The sequence below is a fragment of the Plantactinospora alkalitolerans genome (genome assembly GCF_015690345.1).
Lineage (GTDB): Bacteria > Actinomycetota > Actinomycetes > Mycobacteriales > Micromonosporaceae > Plantactinospora > Plantactinospora alkalitolerans.
The window spans coordinates 1-21,669 of sequence record NZ_JADPUN010000218.1 but is presented as its reverse complement, the minus strand read 5'-3'; the positions used below and the strand labels follow the sequence as shown (position 1 = coordinate 21,669).

At 67.0% G+C, this 21,669-nt stretch carries 20 protein-coding genes and 3 pseudogenes; 10 read left to right on the top strand and 13 right to left on the bottom strand.

Annotation, left to right across the window (positions count from 1 at the left end; translation table 11 throughout):
• Positions 1 to 11: 11 nt before the first annotated feature.
• From I0C86_RS24700 to I0C86_RS24665, 9 genes are all read right to left on the bottom strand, one after another.
• Entirely contained in the window at positions 12 to 986 is a 975-nt protein-coding gene (locus I0C86_RS24700; protein WP_196203666.1) for a nucleotidyltransferase domain-containing protein, read from the bottom strand.
• On the bottom strand, positions 983 to 3,427 hold the full coding sequence (locus I0C86_RS24695; RefSeq protein WP_196203665.1) for a hypothetical protein: 2,445 nt from the start codon (positions 3,425 to 3,427) through the stop codon (positions 983 to 985). Before I0C86_RS24695 ends, I0C86_RS24700 begins: the two co-directional genes overlap by 4 nt.
• Complete coding sequence (locus I0C86_RS24690; protein ID WP_196203664.1) at positions 3,424 to 3,765, bottom strand: helix-turn-helix domain-containing protein; 342 nt, start codon at positions 3,763 to 3,765, stop codon at positions 3,424 to 3,426. The genes I0C86_RS24695 and I0C86_RS24690 overlap by 4 nt, the downstream gene beginning before the upstream one ends.
• A complete protein-coding gene (locus I0C86_RS24685; RefSeq protein ID WP_196203663.1) occupies positions 3,766 to 4,881 on the bottom strand; it encodes a tyrosine-type recombinase/integrase in 1,116 nt (371 codons plus the stop codon). It lies immediately after the preceding gene.
• Positions 4,882 to 5,326: 445 nt separating this feature from the next.
• Positions 5,327 to 5,773 carry a hypothetical protein gene (locus I0C86_RS24680; protein ID WP_196203662.1) on the bottom strand — a complete coding sequence of 149 codons (447 nt, stop codon included), beginning with the start codon at positions 5,771 to 5,773 and terminating at the stop codon, positions 5,327 to 5,329.
• Entirely contained in the window at positions 5,739 to 6,302 is a 564-nt protein-coding gene (locus I0C86_RS44560; RefSeq protein WP_255527812.1) for a DUF6262 family protein, read from the bottom strand. The genes I0C86_RS24680 and I0C86_RS44560 overlap by 35 nt, the downstream gene beginning before the upstream one ends.
• A complete protein-coding gene (locus tag I0C86_RS24675) occupies positions 6,292 to 6,492 on the bottom strand; it encodes a hypothetical protein (protein WP_230394717.1) in 201 nt (66 codons plus the stop codon). Before I0C86_RS24675 ends, I0C86_RS44560 begins: the two co-directional genes overlap by 11 nt.
• Positions 6,493 to 6,560: 68 nt before the next feature.
• On the bottom strand, positions 6,561 to 7,382 hold the full coding sequence (locus I0C86_RS24670) for a S1 RNA-binding domain-containing protein (protein ID WP_196203661.1): 822 nt from the start codon (positions 7,380 to 7,382) through the stop codon (positions 6,561 to 6,563).
• Positions 7,383 to 7,447: 65 nt separating this feature from the next.
• Complete coding sequence (locus I0C86_RS24665; protein ID WP_230394716.1) at positions 7,448 to 8,509, bottom strand: tyrosine-type recombinase/integrase; 1,062 nt, start codon at positions 8,507 to 8,509, stop codon at positions 7,448 to 7,450.
• Between I0C86_RS24665 and I0C86_RS24660 the strand changes: the two are divergent.
• A pseudogene (locus tag I0C86_RS24660) lies at positions 8,501 to 9,222 on the top strand (IS6 family transposase). The gene I0C86_RS24665 and the pseudogene I0C86_RS24660 sit on opposite strands and share 9 nt — an antisense overlap.
• Before the next feature lie 120 nt (positions 9,223 to 9,342).
• Positions 9,343 to 10,149, top strand: coding sequence for a hypothetical protein (locus I0C86_RS24655; RefSeq protein ID WP_196203660.1), 807 nt, complete (start codon positions 9,343 to 9,345; stop codon positions 10,147 to 10,149).
• A gap of 3,029 nt (positions 10,150 to 13,178) precedes the next feature.
• Here the strand turns inward: I0C86_RS24655 and I0C86_RS44555 are convergent.
• The gene (locus tag I0C86_RS44555) at positions 13,179 to 13,508 is read right to left on the bottom strand and encodes a cold-shock protein (RefSeq protein ID WP_196203659.1); all 330 of its coding nucleotides are present in this window, start codon (positions 13,506 to 13,508) and stop codon (positions 13,179 to 13,181) included.
• Positions 13,509 to 13,627: 119 nt separating this feature from the next.
• Between I0C86_RS44555 and I0C86_RS24640 the strand changes: the two genes are divergently transcribed.
• Together I0C86_RS24640 and I0C86_RS45550 are read left to right on the top strand one after the other, a co-directional pair.
• Positions 13,628 to 14,068 carry a hypothetical protein gene (locus I0C86_RS24640; protein ID WP_196203658.1) on the top strand — a complete coding sequence of 147 codons (441 nt, stop codon included), beginning with the start codon at positions 13,628 to 13,630 and terminating at the stop codon, positions 14,066 to 14,068.
• Between the two features lie 89 nt (positions 14,069 to 14,157).
• The gene (locus tag I0C86_RS45550) at positions 14,158 to 14,454 is read left to right on the top strand and encodes an NlpC/P60 family protein (protein ID WP_196203657.1); all 297 of its coding nucleotides are present in this window, start codon (positions 14,158 to 14,160) and stop codon (positions 14,452 to 14,454) included.
• Here I0C86_RS45550 and I0C86_RS45140 read toward each other — a convergent pair.
• Positions 14,390 to 15,337, bottom strand: a complete 948-nt coding sequence (locus tag I0C86_RS45140) for an AraC family transcriptional regulator (protein WP_196203656.1) — start codon at positions 15,335 to 15,337, stop codon at positions 14,390 to 14,392. The genes I0C86_RS45550 and I0C86_RS45140 overlap by 65 nt on opposite strands.
• Before the next feature lie 159 nt (positions 15,338 to 15,496).
• Between I0C86_RS45140 and I0C86_RS24625 the strand changes: the two genes are divergently transcribed.
• From I0C86_RS24625 to I0C86_RS45540, 4 genes and pseudogenes are all read left to right on the top strand, one after another.
• Positions 15,497 to 16,558, top strand: coding sequence for a saccharopine dehydrogenase family protein (locus I0C86_RS24625; protein WP_196203655.1), 1,062 nt, complete (start codon positions 15,497 to 15,499; stop codon positions 16,556 to 16,558).
• Positions 16,559 to 17,013: 455 nt separating this feature from the next.
• Complete coding sequence (locus I0C86_RS43695; RefSeq protein ID WP_230394715.1) at positions 17,014 to 17,427, top strand: hypothetical protein; 414 nt, start codon at positions 17,014 to 17,016, stop codon at positions 17,425 to 17,427.
• Positions 17,330 to 17,785 (top strand): annotated as a pseudogene (locus I0C86_RS45545) (hypothetical protein); the annotation flags it as partial. The gene I0C86_RS43695 and the pseudogene I0C86_RS45545, both read left to right, overlap by 98 nt.
• A gap of 188 nt (positions 17,786 to 17,973) precedes the next feature.
• A complete protein-coding gene (locus I0C86_RS45540; protein WP_196203669.1) occupies positions 17,974 to 18,303 on the top strand; it encodes an integrase core domain-containing protein in 330 nt (109 codons plus the stop codon).
• Between the two features lie 41 nt (positions 18,304 to 18,344).
• Here I0C86_RS45540 and I0C86_RS24610 read toward each other — a convergent pair whose 3' ends face one another.
• A complete protein-coding gene (locus tag I0C86_RS24610) occupies positions 18,345 to 18,950 on the bottom strand; it encodes a response regulator (protein WP_196203654.1) in 606 nt (201 codons plus the stop codon).
• Complete coding sequence (locus I0C86_RS24605) at positions 18,947 to 20,059, bottom strand: sensor histidine kinase (RefSeq protein ID WP_196203653.1); 1,113 nt, start codon at positions 20,057 to 20,059, stop codon at positions 18,947 to 18,949. The genes I0C86_RS24610 and I0C86_RS24605 overlap by 4 nt, the downstream gene beginning before the upstream one ends.
• Positions 20,060 to 20,145: 86 nt before the next feature.
• On the opposite strand from I0C86_RS24605, the gene I0C86_RS43685 reads away from it, so the two are divergent.
• A complete protein-coding gene (locus I0C86_RS43685; protein ID WP_230394714.1) occupies positions 20,146 to 20,967 on the top strand; it encodes a hypothetical protein in 822 nt (273 codons plus the stop codon).
• A gap of 359 nt (positions 20,968 to 21,326) precedes the next feature.
• Positions 21,327 to 21,669, top strand: a pseudogene (locus I0C86_RS45535) (hypothetical protein); the annotation flags it as partial.

Genomic DNA, 21,669 nt, shown 5'->3' with positions numbered 1-21,669 from the left:
TGCGGTTTGGGTCAGCCATGTTCGGTGATCAGTTCGTGGAGTTCGGCCAGGTGGGCGGCGAGGGCGGGGTCGGGTGTGGCGGTCCAGGGTCCGCGGAAGTGAGGCCGTCGGGAGACGAGGTCGGTGAATGCGGCGATCTGGTCGCGGGCGTTCTCGGCCCAACTGACGTCGTCGCCGACCGCGATGCGGGCGGCGTAGGACAGGTCGATTCGTTCCTGCAGCCATGCCGGGGCGGATTCGGCGCGTTTCTGGGCGATGGCCGGTTCGGCGGATGCCAGAACGGCGATCCGGGCGGCGAGAGCCTGTTGGCCGTGCCGTTCTGCCATGCGCTCGAATCGGGTCCATTCGCGGCCCAGAGAGCCGAGTCGTTCGCCCCACCGCTCGAGGAGGACCATGCGCAGTGCGCGGGCTGAGACGCGTAGGAGGTGTGTGGCGTTGGCGGGGTCGTCGGTGTGGGTCCGGGACGCTTCGGTGAGGGCGTCGGTGGCTTGTTGCTGCCAGATGTTGATGCGTGCGGCAACGACCGTGGGTTGGAACCGGACGGTGCGTATCCATTCGGTGAACTTGTTGCCGAGTTCGTCGGCGGGGTCGGCGACGTGGCCGCCGTATGCCTTGTCGATGCCGTGGAACCAGCGCGGTTCGGTGATGCGGTTGACTGCGTGGTCTGGTCCTGCGGTGATCGCGTCGCGGATCTCGGTGGTGGTGAAGGCCAGCCAGCCGACGTCGAGTGCTTGGGCGCGGCCGGAGCCGGTCCACCAGTCGACGAGGGCGGCGCGTTGCTGGTCCAGTTGGGCGGCGGACTCTTCCGGATTGGTGGAGTCGTCGTAGATGGGTAGCAGGTCGATGTCGGACATGGGCCAGGGCTCGCCGCGCCCGACGCTGCCACCGACGATGAGTCCGTGGACGCCCGGGGTTTGCCCGAGCACCGTGACGGCTTCGTGGAGTCGTTCATCGAGCAGTTGTTTCCACCGGTCAGTGGGCTTCATCGGCTTGGGGCTCCTTGTCCGTTGGGGCGGCGGCTGACATCGGCGGCGTAGCTGGTCCAGTCGCCGGCGCTGGCGCGTTGCCAGGCTGCGGCGACGCTGATGTGGATGCCGAGCATCCGGGCTAGGACTGCGGCGGGTAGGTCGGTCGCGAGTTGGAACAGGGCGGTGGAGCGAGACTGTGCCGGGCTGAGGCCGAGGTCGCGTAGTCGTTCGGCGAGTTGCATGGCGCTGATGGGTCGGCCGGGCTGGCCGCCGGGGAACAGCCAGGGGCTCGTGCTCGTGGCGCCGATGACGGCGTGCCCACGGCGGGTGCTGGCCAGGTCGCGGACGAGGCTGGCGAGTGGTTCGGGCAGGACGATCGGTTCCCTGCCCAGGCGTAGACGGGCGCTGACCGGGGTGATTTGGAGGTGGTCGAGGGTGAGTCGGCTGATTGTGGCGGGTTGTTGGGCGTAGAGCAGAACGAGTAGGCCGGCGACGCGTAGTTCGGTGTCGATGGTGTCGTCGTGCAGCAGCAGGCGGGCTCGTTCCCAGCGGGCTTCGGTGTCGATCGGCGTGGCAGGTCCGGCCCAGCGGGTGGCTGGGAGTTCGAGCGTGGTGAGTTTGTTGCGGCGGGCCCAGCGGATGAAGTTGCCGGCCTCTCGGCCGTTGTTGTCGTGGGCGAGCCATTGGTCGAGGTCGGCCTGCCGGGCGATGGCGAGGGTGCGGCCGTGGTCGGCGAGCCGGTCGAGCAGGGTGACGGCGGCTTGGATGTTGCGTTTGGCGGCGACGAACTGGTGGTGGGTCGTGTCGGCGCCGTTGAGCCTGCCGCGGAGGCGGCGCAGCACGTGCCAGATGGCGTAGCGGCGCAGCAGGTGCTGCTCGTCGGGGCTGGTCCGGATGGCGATGGTGTCGGTGATCCATCGGTGCAGCCGAACGAGTTGTTCGTCGCGGGCGGGCAGGGTGCCGAGGGCGACCAGGACGCTGCGTAGATGCTCGACGGGCTTGCTCGGCGGCAGGGCGTCGAGTGTGTCGTGGGTCAGTGGCTGTCCGGCGAGGGCTTGCAGGATGTTGGGGGCGGCGCTGCGGTTGAGCCAGGATTCGACGGTGACGGTCCGGTTCGTCGTCGCGAGCGCGTCGTGCAGGGCTTGCAGTTCGGTTCGGATGGTGCCGGTGTCGTCGCCGAGGATGTGGCGTAGCCGTCGGTGGATGGTGCAGCGTGCGCATCGTGCGTTGGCACCGACGTGGATCCGGCCGGGTTCACCGCAGCCGGGGCAGGTGCGCCAAAAGCCCGGATCAGGCCGGGTGCAGGTAGCGCACAACGGCGCCTCAATGGTGCCGCCGCGGATCGGGCGGTCCTGTCCGCAGCCCGCGCAGCGGGCCCACCGTTGCTTGCAGGCGCGGCACCACGGCTGCCCGGTGGTCTTGGAGATCAGACACGGGCCGGTCTGGCCGCAGATCGCGCAGGTCCCGGTTGGCCATGGGCGGCAGGTCTGGCAGAGCGGCCCTTCCGGTGTCCGGACGCTGACCGGGCGACGCCGTCGGCAGGTCGTGCAGGTTTCCTGGTTGGCGGGCTGGCGCAGCAGGCAGGTCGGACAGAGCGGTCGGCCGTGTTCGTCGCGGCTGCCGGGCTCGCGGACCGCTCCGCACTCGGCGCAGGGCCGGGCCCGGGTCTTGGCCACGCAGTTGCGGCAGAGCCACTGCCCGCCGATCCGTCGGTGCAGCGGAATGTGGCGCTGGCAGTGTGGGCAGGCCGGTGGGGTGATCGTCTGGGCGCCCGCGGCGACGAGCAGATCGATCAGCCGTAACACGCACGGCGCGGCCGCGTCGGCGCCGGCCCCGGTGAGGAGGTCGGGCCGGTCCTGCAACTCCCAGGCCAGTTGGTGGCGCTGTCCTCGCCGGGTCGCCGCAGCGTGCACCACGCCGGCCACCATCTCCGAGGTCAGACCCGGCTCGATACCGGTCACGATTGCGGTGACGGTGTCGACCGGATCGCGTTCGTCGACCGGGCACTGAACGCACTGGGGACGGCCGTGTCGGTCGCGGAAGGCCACCGGCCGGGACTGGCCACACACGCCGCATGGCTCCGGCCGGCGGTCGCAGGGCGCGCAGTACCAGTCCTGGCCGCGGCGTTGCAGGCTGCGCAGCGGCTTGTCGCAGCCGGCGCAGGCCGGGTCCGAGATCGCGGCCGCGCCGGCGCGACGCAACTCGATCAGCAGGTCCGCCACGACCCGCGGTGCGGGCGAGCGGCCATCGCGCAGCAGGTCGGGCCGCTCGGTCAGGGCCTGGGCGAGGCGGCGTTGCTTGACCCTTCCACCGGCGACGCCGGCCACGATGCCCGCGATCACCGCCGGGTTCAGATCCGGCTCGATCGCGGCGACCAGGGCCACGGTGACGCCGATCGGGTCGGCCAGGACCGGCGGCACCCGAGACGCGTCCTCCGCGGTCGGCGGCGTGATCGTCACCGCGGTAATCGGTCGGCGCCGGTGATGCGCGCCCGTTTCGGGCGCAGCTCACCGACTCCGCCGTCACTGCCGCCGACCACCTTGCGCCGGCGGGCGGACTGGGCCGCGACGACCGGCTCGATCAGGTCCTCCATCGAGCAGTCGAGGATGTCCATCAGGGCCATGAGGATCTTCAGGCTCAGCCGTTCCGGCCGATCGACCACCAGCCGGTAGACCTGGCTGGACGACAGCCGGATCTCGCGTAGGGCCAGCGGTTCGAGCAGATCGGTCGTCTGGAACATCTCCCGACTGGCCATAACCTGCCGCAGATTCCATCGATAGTCGAGCCTGGCCGCCATCTACCACTCCTTCCGTTGCCCGCCCGGCGTGCCGAACGCCGGCGCGAGAGCCTTGCGCAACGCCGTGTTCATGAAATCCCCAGACACATGCGTGTAGATCGCCGTCGAGGTGTCGCAGCGGTGCCCGACCGCCTCCTGGATGAACCGGCGGTCCACCCCGTCCTCGGTCAGATGGGTCACCCACGAGTGCCGCAAACTATGGGGGCTGAGAGTCTTCGGCAGACCGAGCGCGTCGCGGTAGGCAACGAACCTCGCGTTGATCTCCGCCGGGTTCACCCGTCCGCCGCGCTCGGTCACCCACAACGCCGGATGTTCCGCGCAGCCGAACCGGGGCCGGATGTTGTCCACGTAGTCGGCGACCGCCTCCACCGCCCAGCCCATCACCGACGGCACGTTGCGCCGCCGCGGTGGCTGCCCCCGCACCGCTTTGCCGTATCGGACGTGCAGCATCCCGTACCGGCCGAACTCCGGCGCCGCCGGATTACGACCCCAGTCGGCCACATCCAGCTTCGACGTCTCCGTGCGACGCAGCCCCCACGCATAGACGACCTTGAACAAGGTCGCATCCCGGTAGGCCGCCAGCGCGCCCTTGCGTTTCGCCCGGACCGCCCGCTCGACCTGCTCGTCGGCATGGTCCAGGAACCGTTGCAGTTCCTGCCTCGTGAACGGGCGCGCCTCGGGGCGGCCTTCGTAGTCGTTGAGGTGCGCGATCGTGTTCCACTCGTGGCAGATCGGCACCGGGAACGTGCCGAACGTCTTCTCGCACTCCACCGCCCAGCCATACCGGCCGTCGGTCAAATACTCGCTGAACAACCGCAGGTCGGTCTGGTAGCCGCGGATCGTTGACGGCGCCAGCTGCCGCTCGCTGGTCAGCGACTGGGTCCACTCGTCCACATCGCCCGGGCCCCAGTTCCACGGGTACTCGTTGGTGAACTCCTGGAACCGGCGTACCAGTCGCTCCCGCGGCGCGATCGTGTCCTCCTGCAACCCGCGAGCCACCTGCTGGGCCCGCCAGCCCTTGAACATCGCCTCGACCATCGCGTCCTCGGGACGCAACTGCACCACCCCGGAGACGAGCTGCAGACGTGCCGCACCCGCCAGATCACCTCGGCCCAACCCGTCCTCCAAGCCCGCAAAACGCGACCGTTCGACGGCGGGATCATGCATTAAACGGGATCATCGCGCAAGCGGCGCAGGTCAGCAGGACGTTCTCCGCAGGGCATCGAGCCCATTGCCGCGCACCACCGATCAGGCGACCTGCGGAAACTCGCCCGTCTGATGCAATTCCTGAGAGTTGGTGTAGATCGAGGTGGTGGAGGCGTGTTCGTGACCGACTTGATCCTGGATTATCTTGAGCTGCTTCGCCCGCTGGCCCGCTGAAGTGGGCTGTTGCGTCGAGGACGGTGTGCTCGACCCGCAAGATATGGTGATCATCAGGTCACTGCGGCTGGTTTGATCGTAATCGTGAAGAGACGGCCGTTGGACGCCTTGGGGAGAACAGTCCGCTTGCTGATTGGGCGTCACGGAAGCTGGGCTTCGCTCTGCGAAGTCCTCGGATAGGTCAGCGATCGACATACACGCCCCAACCATGACCATGCGCGTCGAGCTGAATCACGAGCATGTCCGAGTCGCCGAAGTCGAAGCTGACCTCGATCTTGGCGGATGCGGTCACCGTGAAGCCTTCGACGAACAGGCGTTCTTCCAACGGTGCCGCCGAGGCCTCCGGGTAGTCGTAATGCAAGTCGTTGGGTGCATGCGCAAGAGCGAAGGATCTGATCGAGTCCAGATCAGCCAGGGCAGCCCGGATGCCGTCCGCCGCTTGTTCCAGTACGGCGTCGAGTGCTGAGCCACCCAGCGCCGGCGCAACCTCGATCAGTACCTCGGCATCGGTCTCGCCGTTCAACCTGGCTGGACGAACCGCCGGATCGATGTTGATCGTGGCAAGCAACTGATTCTCGCCGTAACGACGCACCTCACCAAGCCATGAGTGATGCGCTACTACCTCCACCACCTGCTCCTTTCGCAACTTCCAAGATCGACCATTTGACTCCGTGCACCCGAATGAGTCCCGGAAGGCATAGCCGGGCCACCTCGGCTGGTCCCGCGGAGCTCGGCCGAGGTGGTCTTATTGGCCCGCAGAAGTCGTTCTTGGTCATCCGTGGCCGGCTCGTTGTTCTCCGAGTGCGTGGGCGAGTTGGTTCCGCAGGCGACGGTTCTCTTCGGTCAGTTGCCGAACGCGCGTGTTGGCTGCTTCGAGGCGCCGCAGCAGTGAGGCGTCGGATGTGCGTTGGCCAGACGGGGAGTTGGGAGGCTGGTGCTCGGCGGTGTGCCGTCCGCAAGCATCCCACCTCGGTCCGCAGGTCCGGCTGACCGTAGAGCCAGGAACGCGAGACGCCCGCTCGCTTCGCGACGGCCTCGAAGGTGACCGGTTCTCCGGCGGTGTCGAGCTCGCGCAGTGCCGGGATCGCCTTGGAGCGGGTGTACTGGCTGCGGCGTCGGGCGGCCTCGACGATGTGCTGGCTGTTGTTAGCTCGCATCAGCGGTCGCCTCTGGCTGCTCAGGGTCGGCTTCCAGGGTGGTGATGATCTGATCTAGGTTGCCCAGGACCTGCCGGTTCATCTCCACCACCCGTGTCTGCCCTCGGGCCTCGGCAGCCGAGACGATTTGCAGCAGCTGCTGGCGTTGTTCACGGTGCTGCGGCAGGAACTCGGGGGTGGTGATGAACATCGGGCAGGTCAGGCAAGCTTCTCTGAACTGATCTTGATCGGTCGACTAGCGACACGTCAGAGAGCGGATCAGTGGCGGCGGGACAGAGTGAGACGGCGTCGGGACGGGTCGATTTCAGTGATGGTGACGAGGACCTCGTCGCCGATCTGGACTGCTTGGTCTGGTGTCTCGATGGGTGTTGTGGATAGTTCGCTGAGCTGGATCAGGCCTTCGATGCCGTCCTTGACGCGGACGAAGGCTCCGAAGGGAACCAGTTTGGTGACCGAGCCATGCAGGATCTGTCCCACCTGAAAGGTGCGAGCGAAGTCCAGGAACGGATCAGTCTGGGTGGCGCGAAGCGACAGGCGGGCCTCACCATTGGTGGTGTCGAAGGCGAGGAATTCGCAGGTGACAGGCTGTCCTGTGGAGACGATCTCGGACGGGTCCTCGAATCTGCGCCAGGACAACTCGGGCATGGTGATGAAGCCGACGCCGGGGAACGTGGGGTGTTTCGGCCCGTCGTCCAAATCCACGAAGACGCCGAAGGTTTCGATGGCCGTCACGGTGCCAGACAAGCGCTGTCCCTGGTGGAGCGCCTTGAGGAAGGCCCATAGCTGTGGATTCTCGGTCGCTGACCGTGAAAGCATGATCCGCCGCTTCAGATGATCGACAGCGATGACTTCGGCGGCGACCCGGTCGCCAGCCTGAAGGATCCCGCCAGGCGATCGTTGGAAGGATCGCCAGGAATAGTCCAGGCAGCCGATGAGGCCGACCGGATCGCCGGTGAAGCCCTCGAGCAGCACCGCTGCTCCTTGCCGCGTGATTTCCGCAACGGTTCCCGTCAGGGTGTCGCCGACGCTCACCGCCGCCATGAACGCCGTAAGGGACTGATCGCCTTCCACCGTCTCCATGATTCCAGGACCCTCGCAGGACGCTCAATGGCGATGCCCTCGGCAGCGTTCCAGCGTGCGGCCCGTCACTCGGCAAGGTCCGGTGAGGTGCGGCCGGCGATGCGGGTGAACGTGGGCAGGCCGAGCTGCGTGACGTTGGCCTGCCGTTGCAGGCTGGAGTCGATCTGTTGGAGCTTGTCGTTGGCGCCGCCGAGGCTGACTTGCAGTCCTTCGACCTCGCCGAGCCATCCTTCGCGGATGGCTTCGGCGATGCGGGCCTGCAGGTTGTCGCGGATCTCCTCCAGCCGCGCCCGCTGGGCGGGGCTTGGCCGGAGTAATGAACATCTCACGCATGCATGTTCGTGAATGCAAGGCGTGGCGTAGGCGCGGGCGCAGGTGCCGATCGACACGATGCTTTTCTCGAAGTGCGCGAGAAAGGCATCCCATTCCTCGTCGGTCGGGGTTCGATACTCCTGGCTGGGTCGGGTTGCCCGGCGGCGGGCGATGAACGCCCGGTGGGCCTCGATCGCTTCGGCGGGGTAGACAGCCTTGTAGCCCATCGTAGTGTCTATGGTCTTGTGCCCGCAGATGATCTGCGCGATGTGCGGCGGCAAGCCGTTCATGATGGCGTCCGTGACGAAAACACGGCGAAAATCATGGGGTGAGAACAGCAGCGGATTCCCGTCCGCAGTGGTCAGCCCGGTCGCGGCCAGTACGCGGATGAGCAGCTTGCGGATCGCGGTCGGCGTGTAGGCCCGGTTCTCGCTGCCGATGCTGCGTTGGAACAGCAACGGCAGCGGCGGGTTCCACAGCTTCTCCCGCACGTCGTAGGCCGCGACCAGGGGTATGGCGCCGTCGGGCCGGCGGATGCGGCTGACGATGGCGCTGAGGACATCGGCAAGTTCGGGGCTGACCAGCAGCAGCCGTTCGGTGTCGGTCTTGGAAGGGGCGATCTGCAGCAGCGGCACCAGTCCACCGGTAGAGGGCAGGCGGTACTCGGTGATGCTGTGGTGGGACAGTTCCAGCAGTTCCTCGCAGCGGATGCCAGTCAGTCGCAGGACTTCGACGGTGGCGAAGGCCCAGAATGCGTCGTCCGGCTCTGTTGCGTCGTCAGTCGGTGCCTGGGGCAGAGTTGACGGGTGACGCAATCAGGCCATCGTCATCCGTGGACGCCGCCCAAGTCCGCGTTCGCCGGGTTCCGGTTCCCGGCTGAGGTGATCGTGGTCGCGGTCCGCTGGTACCTGCGGTTCAACCTGTCCTACCGAGATGTGGAGGAACTGCTGGGTTGAACGCGGGATCGAGGTCGACCACGTCACGATCCTCCGGTGGGTACAGCGGTTCACCCCGCTGCTGGCCGACGCCGCGAGGTTCATCCGTCGCTCACCTGGTGACCGATGGTTTGTTGACGAAACCTATGTATAAGGTCAACGGCGTATGGCGGTACGTCTACCGCGCCATAGACCAGCAGGGGCAGGTCATCGACGTCCTCGTCTCCGCCCGCCGGGATGCCGCCGCGGCCCGGCGGTTCTTCCACCGGGCACTGCGGACACTGAAAGTGACACCCGCCGAGGTGGTCACCGACGCCTCGCCGGTCTACCCCGCCGTACTCGACGGCCTCGTTCCGTCCCCCTGGCATCACGTCGAGCGGTATGCCAACAACCCGGTTGAGGCCGACCACAGCCAACTCAAGCACCGGTTACGCCCGATGCGCGGGTTACGCACTGACCGCACAGCACAAGTGATCATCGCCGGACACGCCTTCATACAGAACCTGCGACGCGGCCACTACGAAGTCGGACAGGAGGCCCCACCCAAGCGACGAGTCGCCACAGCGTTCACCGAACTCGCCCGAGCGATCTGACCCGGAGCCAGAATCCAGGCGCACCACGTCCCCGCGCTCCGTCATGCAACAGCACCCGCCCAGCATCGTACCGATGTGGAGTGACGCCGCGACTGGCGTTACAAGGTCATCTGATGGTCGATGATCAAAAACGTGCTTCCGTATCGCACACTTCCAGGAGTGAGTGACACCGCACTTGTGATCACTGCGATCGCGTCAGCCGTCGTCTGCTTGATCTTGGTGATAGTTTACTTCAGACTCAAGGCAAGCACCCAGTTGTGGAATATAATGGCGGTCCTCGCGGCACTCCTCTTCGGGGTCGCCGCAATCGCCCAATTGGCGGTGGCGATCGCGCCGACCGCTGGAGAAAACAACAAGACCGCCGCTCCCTCTGCCGGGTCCGGAAGCGGTTCCAACTCAGCCGCGTCATTGCCCTCACGGGAGCCAGCAGACCCACTATGGTGCACCACCGCAGGCTCGCCAGGCGCCGTGGAGGCAACGCCTACTGCCGTCGGGGACCTCATATTCTGCCCGACGAAGATCAACGGCGGAAACCTTCCCATCACAGGCCCGTTCAATCTCTCCGGTCAGGTCCTCGGCCCGCAACATGGCCGCGATGAGATGATCCTCCTCGTCAGGATCGATCCTTCTACTTGTGACGCCAACGGCCAGCGCGGCGCCCCCGGACGGTTCCTTCTGGACGCAGATCTCCGGTCCAGCGCAGACGGAACCTGGTTTCACGAGGACGACCTGGGTGGACAGGGATCCGGAGTGACCCTGGGTAGAATATTTGAGTTCGCTAAAGCACCGGCGGCGACCGTTCGAGAATTGCGGGATAGCACGCCAGAATGGAAAGAGAGTGGCATCATTCAGCTACCAAAGAAAGTCACTATTCTGGCCTCATTCGAGGTGCCGCCAGGAAAATCTGCAGGTAGTGTCGCGTGCTGAAAGCACCAAATCCCGGGCGCCGAAAACGTTCGTTCGGCAACCCAGCCTCGACTGAGGCCGTCGCCCACCTCGCGTAGCCAATTCTTGCAACGTAAAGCCGGAGATAGAGATCCTGGACCAGGAACGCACGGCCATCGCGTATCGGGCCGACTCTTCTCGGCACGTCTGGACGTCCTCGTCCTGAACTCGCCAGGGTCGAGGGCTACCGGTAGTGACGGCAATACAACCGCCACTACGCCCCGCATGCGGCATGAGCGGATACGTGATCAAGCCACGAGCTGCGGCAGATCTGCGTACTTGGCTGTCAACGAACAACGTCGACACAGGCGGCAGCCTCGTCCGAGACCAGCATGGAGCCTCCTGGCAGGTTCTCGGACCCCTTCCCAGCCGGGACCTTAGTCCTAAGCGCAACGACCATGTAACATCTCCGGACCTCGTTATCGACCCCCAGAGTTATGCGGTGTCGACCGCGCCTACTTGGGATATTTTGATTCTCCGGGTTTCCGGCATAGTAGACAGGCTGCGGCTGCCAGGGCCAAAATATTTGGGTGAATAGCTGATACTGATGACCACTTGGTGCGGGGCATCGCACTTCGGCGACCCCTAGAAAGATGTCACGCGTCACAGGCTTGACGTGGATGATCACCGCGATGGGCGGACATTCTTCAAGGGAGCTATCCCGGGTAAGAATAACCAGTAAAGGCAGAAAGATCGCGACGGATGCACCGAAAATCCAAGCTCTTGTCCCGCCGCCCCGGCGAGAGGGTCTGCCTCGAAACGGCAGCCCGCTGTGCCCGGGGCTTCCATGGATATTGATCGTGCCGCCGGGGGCGTTATATTGCACGCCACGTCCGCGCGCCTCAAAGTGGTCGCCCGTCGGTGGGGTGCTGCCGGATCGACTCATGACCCGCTACGGGTATCTGGCAATGAGGTAATATTTATCCTTCCACCAGGGGCGTTATACTGCGTCGCCTGGTCTCGGGCCACGAACGTGTTCACCCATCCTTGCTGGGTCGGCGGAAGCATCGTTTGAGTTTCTATCGCCCATTGCCGTATCGCCTCGGCCAGCTCGGGAAAGTCCTTAGCCAATTCCATCAATCGCCGCCGCCAAGTTTCGGCCCACAATTGGCGCACCCCAGCTGATCCGGTATTGGTGCAGCGGTGATCGCGCTCGCTGTTTCGTCGACCCATCGCTCCGCTAGTTCTGCCTTGCGCTGTCCGCCCTGCCGGAATAGCTGCAAAACCCCAGACCGCACCGACTGCCACGCGTCCGTCGCCACCGCTCCTACCAACGCCGCGCTTCCGGCGGACACCATCGGGACGAGCCAATCTGCAACCATCACACGCCTCCCATCGACCAGCGCAGCTTTCACCCACGGTAGCCCCACGGTGCACGTAACGAAATGCCCGACCAGATACATCAGCATGACGAGACGGCGCCACCCGCTCGGCCGCCACACTGAACGACCGCGAAGCCCGAAATGCGATGTACGGCAAGACCAGAAGGTGGTCCTCGACTCAATCCCGTTGGGACAGGCAAGCCCCGCGGGGCCAGGCATGGGTCCGGTGCGCGCTCATCTCGGCTATGTCAGTGCGCCTCGCGCCGGATTTCCCTCGGATCGTTGGACGGTGTGGGGGAGCAAATTGGGAGCGGGGCCGCGCTCCCAACGGCGCTGAACGGCGCTCAATGGCCTTGACCTGCACGTATCGTCCCCCGCCCGACCTGCGTCTCTCGCGTCGTTGCTGGTCAGAGGATTGTGGTCCGTTCCTTGACACGGAAGAGGTCACTGGTTCAAACCCAGTATCGCCCACCAGTTATATAGGCAGGTCAAGTGGCTCGTTATCGGAAGTTCGGTAACGAGCCCTTCGTAGTTGATCCTTACGGTGGGAGCAAATTGGGAGCACATGATCGTTATTTCTCCTCGGGCCGGGCCTTTACGTGCTCGGGAGACAGCGCTGCTTGGCGCGCGGGGTAATGATCGGCTCGGTCTGCTCCCTGGTGAGGGGGCGGCGGTCTGTCGGCACTGTGCAGCCACCCCGGTTTGCGCGTAAGGCGTCCGACTGAAGCGCGGCTGGGGCGCGCACAGCTCTGTCCGACTGCATGTGCCCGGCCGCCATCGCCGACACCCATCGCCACCCTCGCTGCGTCCGGCCCCCGGCGTCGAACACCTCGCCCCAGCCGGTGTCGGTGTCCTCGTCCGCGCCGAGCACCTGTGCATTCCCTTGCGTGGCACCCAAGCCCCCGGGTACCGAGACGATCACCAACGCGCTGCGCGGTACGGCCCGATCCGGGGCGGCACCGCGCGACGAGTTCCTGCGTGCCACCCGACCCGGGCAGCGGTGAAATGACGCCCGCCGCATTGGGTCCGCCGCTACGCGACGCTTGCCCCCCGCGTCGCCGCGACACCGGTCGTCATGCGGATCGCGATGCCGTCTCAGACCGCGCGGATGCGACTCAAGCTCGAAGCCGCGATCCGGTACAGAGGGCATGTGCCGTCAAGCCCTGCTCGACCGCGACGACCCGTGCCGCCCACCGCCGGCTCCCGTGTCGATATCTTGTCGGAGAGAGCGCCAGCGTTGCCGACATAGTCGGGACCTGTCGCTACGGGCCTGTCGGACGGCAGGCGTCCTACGGTCGAATCCATGTTCTGCGGACACTTGCGCAGCACCGCTGACCTGCCCTGCACGCGGCTGGCCGGGCTCGGCAACCTACCGACCCGAACCAGCGAGTCCCACCGGTCGAGCCGACTGACGAGCCAATCCGGAGGATCCCCGGCCAGCGACACCAGCCGTCACCGCCGGAGGCGACACCCCCGCGTTGTCTGCCGTCGACGCACCGCCACGGCGGGTCCTGCGCAAGGGGGTCGAGAACCACTACAACGACCCCGCCGCCTGGCAGGCGTGACGCGTTGCACGGCCGACCTCCAACGCCCATAGACACGCTTTGTTAGCACATCGCACCCATCGGGATCTGCCGCTGATCGGGCGGATGCCGAGATGCGGATGTCTACCCGAACGACCGGCCACGGCTACTCCTGCGGCCAGGTCATGTCGGTTCGGGTCGGATCGTCGAATGTCAGGGTCAATGAGCTGCGGTAAGCGGCGGAGTTGCCCTGAACGCGGGGATGGTCGGGCGGCTCGATGTCCTCTGTCCAGACCTTCACGGCTCGTAAGCCGAACCCGTCCTGGTTCGCTGCCTCGGCGCGGAACGAGACGCGCTGTCCTTGCACCAGCTGCCGGTATCCATCCCCGGCGATGGCAGAGAAGTGCACCCAGCATCCGCCAGGAACGTCCGGCGCGTCGATGACACCCCAACCTTCGTCCGCATCAAATGTGCGCACTGAACCGACGCTCGTCATCACTCCAGTCTGCACGACGTTTGCTGACATTCGCCCGCGCCGAGCTTCGCCCTCATCGGCCGCAGTCCGCGCGTTGACCCGGCGTGATGGAACCCGATGGGCTGTCGCAGGATAGAAGGATGCGGAGCATTGCGGGGTGGTCGACATCGTGGACGGGTACCTGGGTTGCGGCCGATGCGAAGACGGTCAGGCTCAGCCACGGGGACTGTGGCATCACCGTCACAGTCAGTCCAGGACCAGATCAGCCGCCCTACCGCAGTGCACCACTGCTCGATGGTGGCACGAAGAGGATTGAGAACCTTCCGACGTCGTTACTTGTCGATGAGGCAGGGCGGCAATGCCTCGAAGTCGAGGCAGGAGTCCCAGGTCTTGGTCCGACCTACCGGTTGTACGCGGCGGTGAGAGACGCGGCCGGATTGTCGATCGCCCGAGGCGACGTCGCCGTCGACCGGATCGTGCTGATACCGAACACGGCCATTGGCCTGTACGACGACTTCGACGACGACCTCGGAGTCCCGTGGGCGTACCCTCTCAGTCCGCTGCGGTGGCGAGCTGAGTGACGGTCGAGCACAGCGACTGGTCTTCCCACTTCGGCGTCCGGATCTGCCGCTCCGCGTGCGGTGGCGTTCATCGCGGCTGGTGACGCACGGTGGTGTATGGCTGCCTTACCTGTTCCTGCTTCCGGTGTCGTACCTGCCGGTCAGCGCCCGGTGCCCGACTCCAATCGGGTGATCTGCTGTTCTTCGGCACTCCAAGCCGCGTGCACCACGTCGGGATCTCCCTCGGGGGCACAGCTATGGTGCACGCGCCTAGTTTCGGAGAACCGGTCCGGGTCGGGGACTACCGCACCCACGGGGACCCTATATCGGGCCGATATCCCGCTAATTCGTGGGCCGGGGGACGGATCGGCGGAATCCGCCGGGAGCTAGCCCATATTCCCGTTTGAATGCGTGGGCGAAGGCGAACTCCGAGGTGTAGCCCACCTTCCTGGCCACCGTGGCTAACGTAGCGTCACCGTCGCGTAGCAGTCGGGTCGCGAGTGTCATCCGCCACCAGGTCAGGTACGTCTGCGGCGGCTGGCCGACCAGCGCGGCGAACCGTCGGGCGAAGGCCGCTCGGGACAGCCCGGCCTGGGAAGCCAGTTCCCCGACGGTCCATGGCCGGCCAGGAGCGCTGTGGATGGCCCGAAGCCCAGCGGCGACGGCGGGATCGCGCAGCGCCGCTGCCCAGCCGGTAGCGGCGTGGGCGGGTTGTTCGTCGAACCAGGCGCGCAGGATGTGCAGCAGCAGGACGTCCAGCAGGGCGGGCAGCATGGCGTCGCCGCCCGGCCGTGGCTGCTCCAGTTCACCGCCGAGCAGGTCAACGGCGGCCCGGAGCTCCGGGTGGTGGCCGACACGGGCCGGGAGATGGATGACCTCCGGCAGGTCGTCGAGCAGCGGATGTGCCCGAGACCGGTCCAGCAGGTACGCGCCGCAGAGCATGACCGTCGGCTTGGCCGAACCGTCCGGGTGCTGGTCGGCGGGTACCCCGTCGTCGTCTTGGCCGGGTGGAATCTCGACCAATGACGCGGCGGTGTCCACCAGTGGGGTCGACAGGCTGTCGGCGAGGCCGTGGGCGGCCCCGTGGGGCAGAAATGCCACATCCCCCACGCCGAGGGCGATCGGTGCGCCGTCTGGTGGGAACAGCCAGCACGATCCCTGCAAGACGATGTGGAAGCCGGCTCCTGCGACCGGTGGGTTCCGCGTGCCGAACGACGCCGGCCGGCATACCCGGCCGGAGTGCGGTTGGCCGGTGCGCATGGCGGTGACCGCATCGGAGAGCACATCCACACAGTCAACGTATCACCACGCTCCCGGCGAAGACGACCACGCATGATCCAGAGATGTTCACGCATTGGACGTCTCTCCACGTAGCCATACGGTGAATCAGAGGCAAGGTGATCAGCCACCTCGCGCGACATCACTCATCACTCGAACCAGGAGATCCACGTGAAGATCGCCGTCTACGGCGCAAGCGGCTACCAGGGAAAACTCGTCCTCGCGGAACTGGCCCGCCGCAACATCGACATGCTGCTCGTCGGACGCAATGCCATCCGCCTGCGCGAGGCCGCGACGATCGTGGGAATAGTCGACGCCGAGCAGCGGGTAGCCGACACCGACGACCACGACGCCCTCGTGGCAGCCTTCCGCGAGTGCGACGCGCTCATCAACTGCGCCGGACCATTCACGAGTTCCGGCCACGCCGTGATCCGAGCGGCCATCGCCGCAGGCTGCCACTACGTCGACACCTCCGGCGAGCAGCTTTACACCAAGACAGTCTTCGACACCTTCGCTGACGAGGCGGAGCGCGCCGGGGTCACCGTCATCCCTGCCACGAACGATGGGTGCGTCCCCGGCGACCTGGTCGCCCACCTGCTCGCCGAGCGCGTCCAGCCGATCGAGGAGATCACCGTCAGCCACTTCATCGTCGGCGGGGGGTATTCCCGCGGCTCACTCCGCTCGGCAGTCGGCACGATAGACGCGATCAAGGCGGGCGGCCTCAGCTACGACGACGGTGACTGGAGTACCGGCACCCCCGCCCGGCACGCCTCGGTCACCCTTCCCGACGCGCCGCAACCGACCGAAGTGGTGAAACTCCCCTTGTCAGAGGTGGTCACCATCCCACGCCACGTGCCGGTCCGGCACGTGGAGAGCCTCGTCGACGCCGCGCTCAGCGCCCAGTTGAACGCCCCGCTCACTCCGCAGATCATCGACAGCCTGCCCGAAGGGCCCACCGAGGAGGACCGCCGTGCCCAACGGTTCACCTACCTCATCGACGCCGTCGGCCGCGACGGCCAATCAGCCCGCGGGGTCGTGCGGGGCCACGACACCTACGGCATCACCACGGTGATCGCCGTCGAAGCCGCCCGCCGGCTGGTCGCGGACGGCGCCAAACCAGGCGTGCTCGCTCCGGCACAGGCATACGACCCGACCAACTTCCTCGCCTTCCTCGCCCCGCACGGAATCAGTTGGACCATTACCGTCTCCGACACCCCAACCGCCCAGCAATGACGCCAGGTGCGCACGGCCGTCCGCGGTCGTGCGCACCACATTGACCACGCCTTGATACCGGCCATCCCACGTCGCTGCGGGCCGCGGGGTTCACCCAACGCCCGAGGTTCCGACGCCCTGCGGGCACCCGTCAAGCACGGACCTCGTCTCGGTCATGCTTCGACGGTAACCCTGTACCCAGGTACAGGATGTCTGCATGATCAACCGGCAGAGTCCCACCGGGGTAAGCCGGCACACCTCAAACACGCCGTACGCCGGCTCACGCGCCCGGAGTTTCCCTAAACTCTGGGACACTCCTTCGGTATCCGAAGCAGACAACCCCGGAGTTCAGTCGAGATCGCCGATCAGATTTCTTCAACTCGAAGTCTCGTGTTGGGCTCGTAAATTCGGTTCGGTGGCTGTGACGTGCGGCTTTGTGCGAGGTCGGCCCAACCAGGGCGGCGACGATCCAAGGTATGGCAGCCTCGCTGGTGTACCTGCTCCTGCGTCAGATCCTTCAGATGCTGACCCAGGTCGCCCGAGACGGCGGCGCCAAGGACGTCGAACTGCTGGTCTTACGGCATCAGGTGGCGGTGCTGCGCCGACAGGTGCACCGACCCGACCTGCAGCCCGCGGACCGGGTGGTGTTGGCGGCGCTGTCGCAGCTGCTGCCCCGGCAACGCTGGGCGGCGTTCTTCGTCACCCCCGCGACCCTGCTGCGCTGGCATCGACAGTTGATCGCGCGACATTGGACCTACCCACACGCGCCACCCGGCCGGCCACCCGTCGACCGTGAGATCCGGGAACTGGTCCTGCGCCTGGCAGCAGAGAACCCGGCCTGGGCCATCGACGGGTGCAGGGCGAGTTGGCTCGTCTCGGCCACCAGGTAGCGGCCAGCACCGTCTGGAAGATCCTGCACCACGCCGGCGTCGACCCGGCGCCCCGCCGAACCGGACCGACCTGGCGACAGTTTCTCACCGCCCAGGCGCACACGATCCTGGCGTGCGACTTCTTCACGGTCGACACCGTGCTGCTGAAGCGAATCTACGTGCTGTTCCTACGATCGCGACACGACGTTCACGGCCTTCGACACGGTCTTCACCGCCGCCGGTATCGACGTTCTCGCCACGCCGCCACAGGCCCCCGAGAGCGAACGCCTTCGCGGAGCGCTGGGTCGGCACGGTACGGCGCGAGTGCACCGATCGCATGCTCATCGTCGGCGAGCGGCGCCTGGCGAGCGTCCTGACCGAGTACACGGAGCATGACAACGGCCACCGGCCACACCGATCACTCGGACAACGACCACCAAGCCAACCACCGCAGGTCGTCGACCTCAACGCCGCCCGCGTCGAACGACGCCCGATCCTGGACGGACTGATCAACGAATACTCGCAGGCAGCGAAGCCGACTCTGATCTACGAGCCCCACAGGATGTCATGGGCACCGCCGTGTTCGACAGCGTGTTCCACGCCGAGGGTGTCGAGGTGCTCCGGACGCCGCCGCAGGCGCCTCGGGCGAACGCGTTCGCGGAGCGTTGGGTACGCACTGTACGGCGGGAATGCCTGGATCGGATCCCGATCTACCACACGCGACACCTGTTCACCGTGCTACACGAATACCTGGCGCACGACAACCAACATCGTCCGCATCAGGGCCGCGGGCAACGTCCACCTGACCGACACGCGGTCCCAGCACCGGTGACTGACCTGGGTGCCGTCCGAGTACGGCGCAGGAAGGTGGTCCACGGGTTAGATCAACGACTATGAGCGGGCCGCGTAGTCGAAACCGAGTTTCGAACGGTACAAGGTCAAAGCCAGCCGTTGTCGCGGGCTTTCGCGGCCGCCTCGGCACGGCTGGCGACGCCCAGTTTCGTGACGATCGCGGTGAGATGGTTGCGGATCGTGCCCGGCGACAGGTTCAGACGCCGGGCCACGACCGTCACCGGGACGTCCGGGTCGCCATATCGGAGCACGTCCAGCTCGCGCTGGGTCAGCGGGCACTCGGGCAGGGTCAGGGCGTCCGCCGCCAGCCCGGGGTCCACGTACCGGCCGCCGGCGTGGACCCGCCGGATCACGTCGGCCAGCGCGCCCCCCGGGGAGCCCTTGGGCAGGAAGCCCTTGGCGCCGGCGGCGAGCGCCCGCGCCAGATGGGCGGGGCGGCCCCGGCCGGTCAGGATCACCACAGTGCACGACGGCACGGCCTGCTGCAGTTCCGCGGCCACCGCGATGCCGTCCAGTGACGGCATCTGCAGGTCGACCACCGCCACGTCGGGCCGGTGGGCGCGGGCTGCCTCCACCGCCGCATGACCGTCCGCCGCCTGCGCCACCACTTCCAGGTCCGGCTCCAAATCGAGCAGGGCGGCGACGGCGACCCGGATGAGCTCCTCGTCGTCGGCGAGCAGGATTCTGATCACGGTGACGAGCGTACGACGGCTACGACCGTGAACTCACCGTCGCCCGTCCGAGTGTGCAGCGCACCGCCGGCCTCGGCGAGGCGGTCCGCGAGGCCCCGCAGACCGTGGCTGTGGGCGTCGGGTACGGCGCCGGCACGCACGCCGTCGTTGGTCACCGTCATGCGCACCTCGCCGGCGCCGTGCTCGATCGCGATCGTGCACCAGCTGGCCCGGCTGTGCCGCAGGACGTTGGTGGTGGCCTCGCGCAGCACGGCGGACAACACCGCGGCCGCCGGAAGGTCGTCGCCCGGCACGTCGACCGTGCACCGCACACCGGACGACTGCAGCACCTTCTCGATCGCGGACAGCTGCTCCTTCAGGTCCACCTGCCGGTACCCGTGCACCACCTCGCGGAGCTCGGCCAGCGCCGACGCAGCCAGCCGGCGTACCTCCGCCGCCTCCCGCCCGGCCCGCTCACCGTCCGTCCCGGCCAGCCGCTCCGCCAGCTCCGCCTTCAACGCGATGATCGACAGGTTGTGGCCGAGCAGGTCGTGCACGTCCCTGGCGAACCGCAACCGCTCCTCCACAGCCGCCAGCTGCGCCTGCGCCGCGCGGCCCTGCTCGGCCTGCAGCAGCAGATCCCACAGCCAGACGTGCAGCGTGTTGATGGCCGCGATGCCCGCGCCGAAGCCGGCCGCGATGATCAGCGAATCGACCACCGATCCGGGCGTGACCACCAGCGCGAGCGCGACCGTCACGGCGCTGAGCACGGCCGCCCTGACCCTGCCGGTGAGCACCGGCACGATGCCCACGATGCAGGCGGCCAGCCACGACCAACTCGGCCAGTCGCCACCCACCGGGCCCAACAGCGGCAGCGAGGCGACCGCGGCCACCGTGAACGCCAGGCTCGCGAGTCGCCGGGCTCTGTCCGTGAGCCAGGGTGTGACCAGCGCGTGCAGCACCGCGGCCTGCGCTGCGGAGAAGAGCACGATGCCGAGTGCGCCCAGCGCCGCCCGCACCGGGTTGGGCTCCCGCCACAATCCGACGCCCGGCAGGAACAACGCCGCCGACGCGTTCGCGGCGAGCACGATCAGGGTGACGACGCGTACCCGTTTCAGACGGCGCTGCATGGGCCGACTCTAGGTGGTTGCCCGTCACGCCAGGACCGGGACATGTTCACGGGTCGGCTGCGCTCGTTCCGCCCGACAGTGACCGCATGACAACAACAGCCGTCACACCCGGGTCCCGCCCGCTCGTCCGCCACTTCGTCCGCCACTTCGTCGAGATGCTCTTGGCCATGGCCGTCGGCGTGCTGGTGCTGGGTCCGCTGTGGCCGCTGCCCGAGACGCTGGCCGTCCGGGCGGATGTCGCCTCCTTGGTGACGGCGACCAACATGTCCGTCGCGATGGCGGTGTGGATGTGGCATCGCAGCCACAGCAACGCCGCCATCGGCGAGATGATCGCGGCCATGTACGCGCCGTTCCTGGTCTTCCTGGTCCCGTGGTGGACCGGCCTGATCGCCGGCGAGGTCGTACTGATCGGCGGTCACCTGCTGATGCTGCCCGCCATGGTCCTGGCGATGCTGCGCCGCACCGCCGAGTACGGGGGCGGCCAGCACATCGACGCCGAACGGCGCGGCGCCGTGGCCCGGCTGCTGGCACGGTGGCCGAGTGTGCTGGGACTGCTTGCCACCGTGGACAACCTGGTGGACCCGCGGCCGCTGCCGGTCTACGCGATGATGATCCTGCCGGTCGGCTACCTCGCGATCGGCGCAACGCGGCGCACGCTGCGGCCACGGCCGGTCCTGCTGGCACAACTCGGTGCGCTGCTGGCCTATCTCATCCTGCTAGGCGCCGCGGTGCTCGCCGGGCCGCAGTGGGGTCAGTACCTGGTGGGCGTCGGTTGGATCTTCCACGCCGGCTGGGATCTGTGGCACCACCGGCGGAACCTGGTGGTCCCTCGGCCGCTCTCCGAATGGTGCGCGGTCGTCGACCTGATCATCGGCATCTCGGTCATCATGGTTGCCGCGACCATGTGACAGTCCCCGCGCCGCCAGAGCTTGCGCGCGATCTTGTCCAGCATCGCAGCCGAGTGCCTTTCACGCCGATGCGGCGGCTCGGTCTGGAGCGGGACCGTGGACGGGTCCAGTTCATGCCCGGCGCCACCATGCCGACGCTGGCCCCCAGGCCCTCAACATGCCGACGCCGCCGCCACACGAAACGCGCCGGGCTGCGGATCGGCCGAGATCGACGTCTCACGGACTCGGGGGCTGTTTAGTGCGTTGTCCATGAACGTCTGCCGGGTCGGTGACACGCCGGGGGGCGTGCGTCCGGATGAGGTGGTGAGGGCTCACTCTCGACGGCGGTGATGTAGGCCGTTGAGAGTGAGGTGGGTGGATTGGCCGAGCCGGTACGGGCGCGGCGGTTGACGCAGGACGAGGGCGGCAGGCTGCAACAACTCGTGCGACGGGGCAGGCAGGATTCGGTGCGGGTCCGACGGGCGATGATCATCATGGCGTCGGCATCCGGGACACCTGTCGCGTCGATCGCTCGGTTGGTCGCCGGGCACGCGGACACCGTCCGCTCATCTGGACCTTGTAACGGGAAGATCTGCGCCATCGAGGACGCGGGACGACTCAATGCATCAGTGCCGTCGCGATCAGACAGCGGCCGCACTCGTTGGCGTGGTGGAACGCGGCCCCGCCGATCCTGGTCCGCCCGCCGCCCACCCGCCCTCGGCC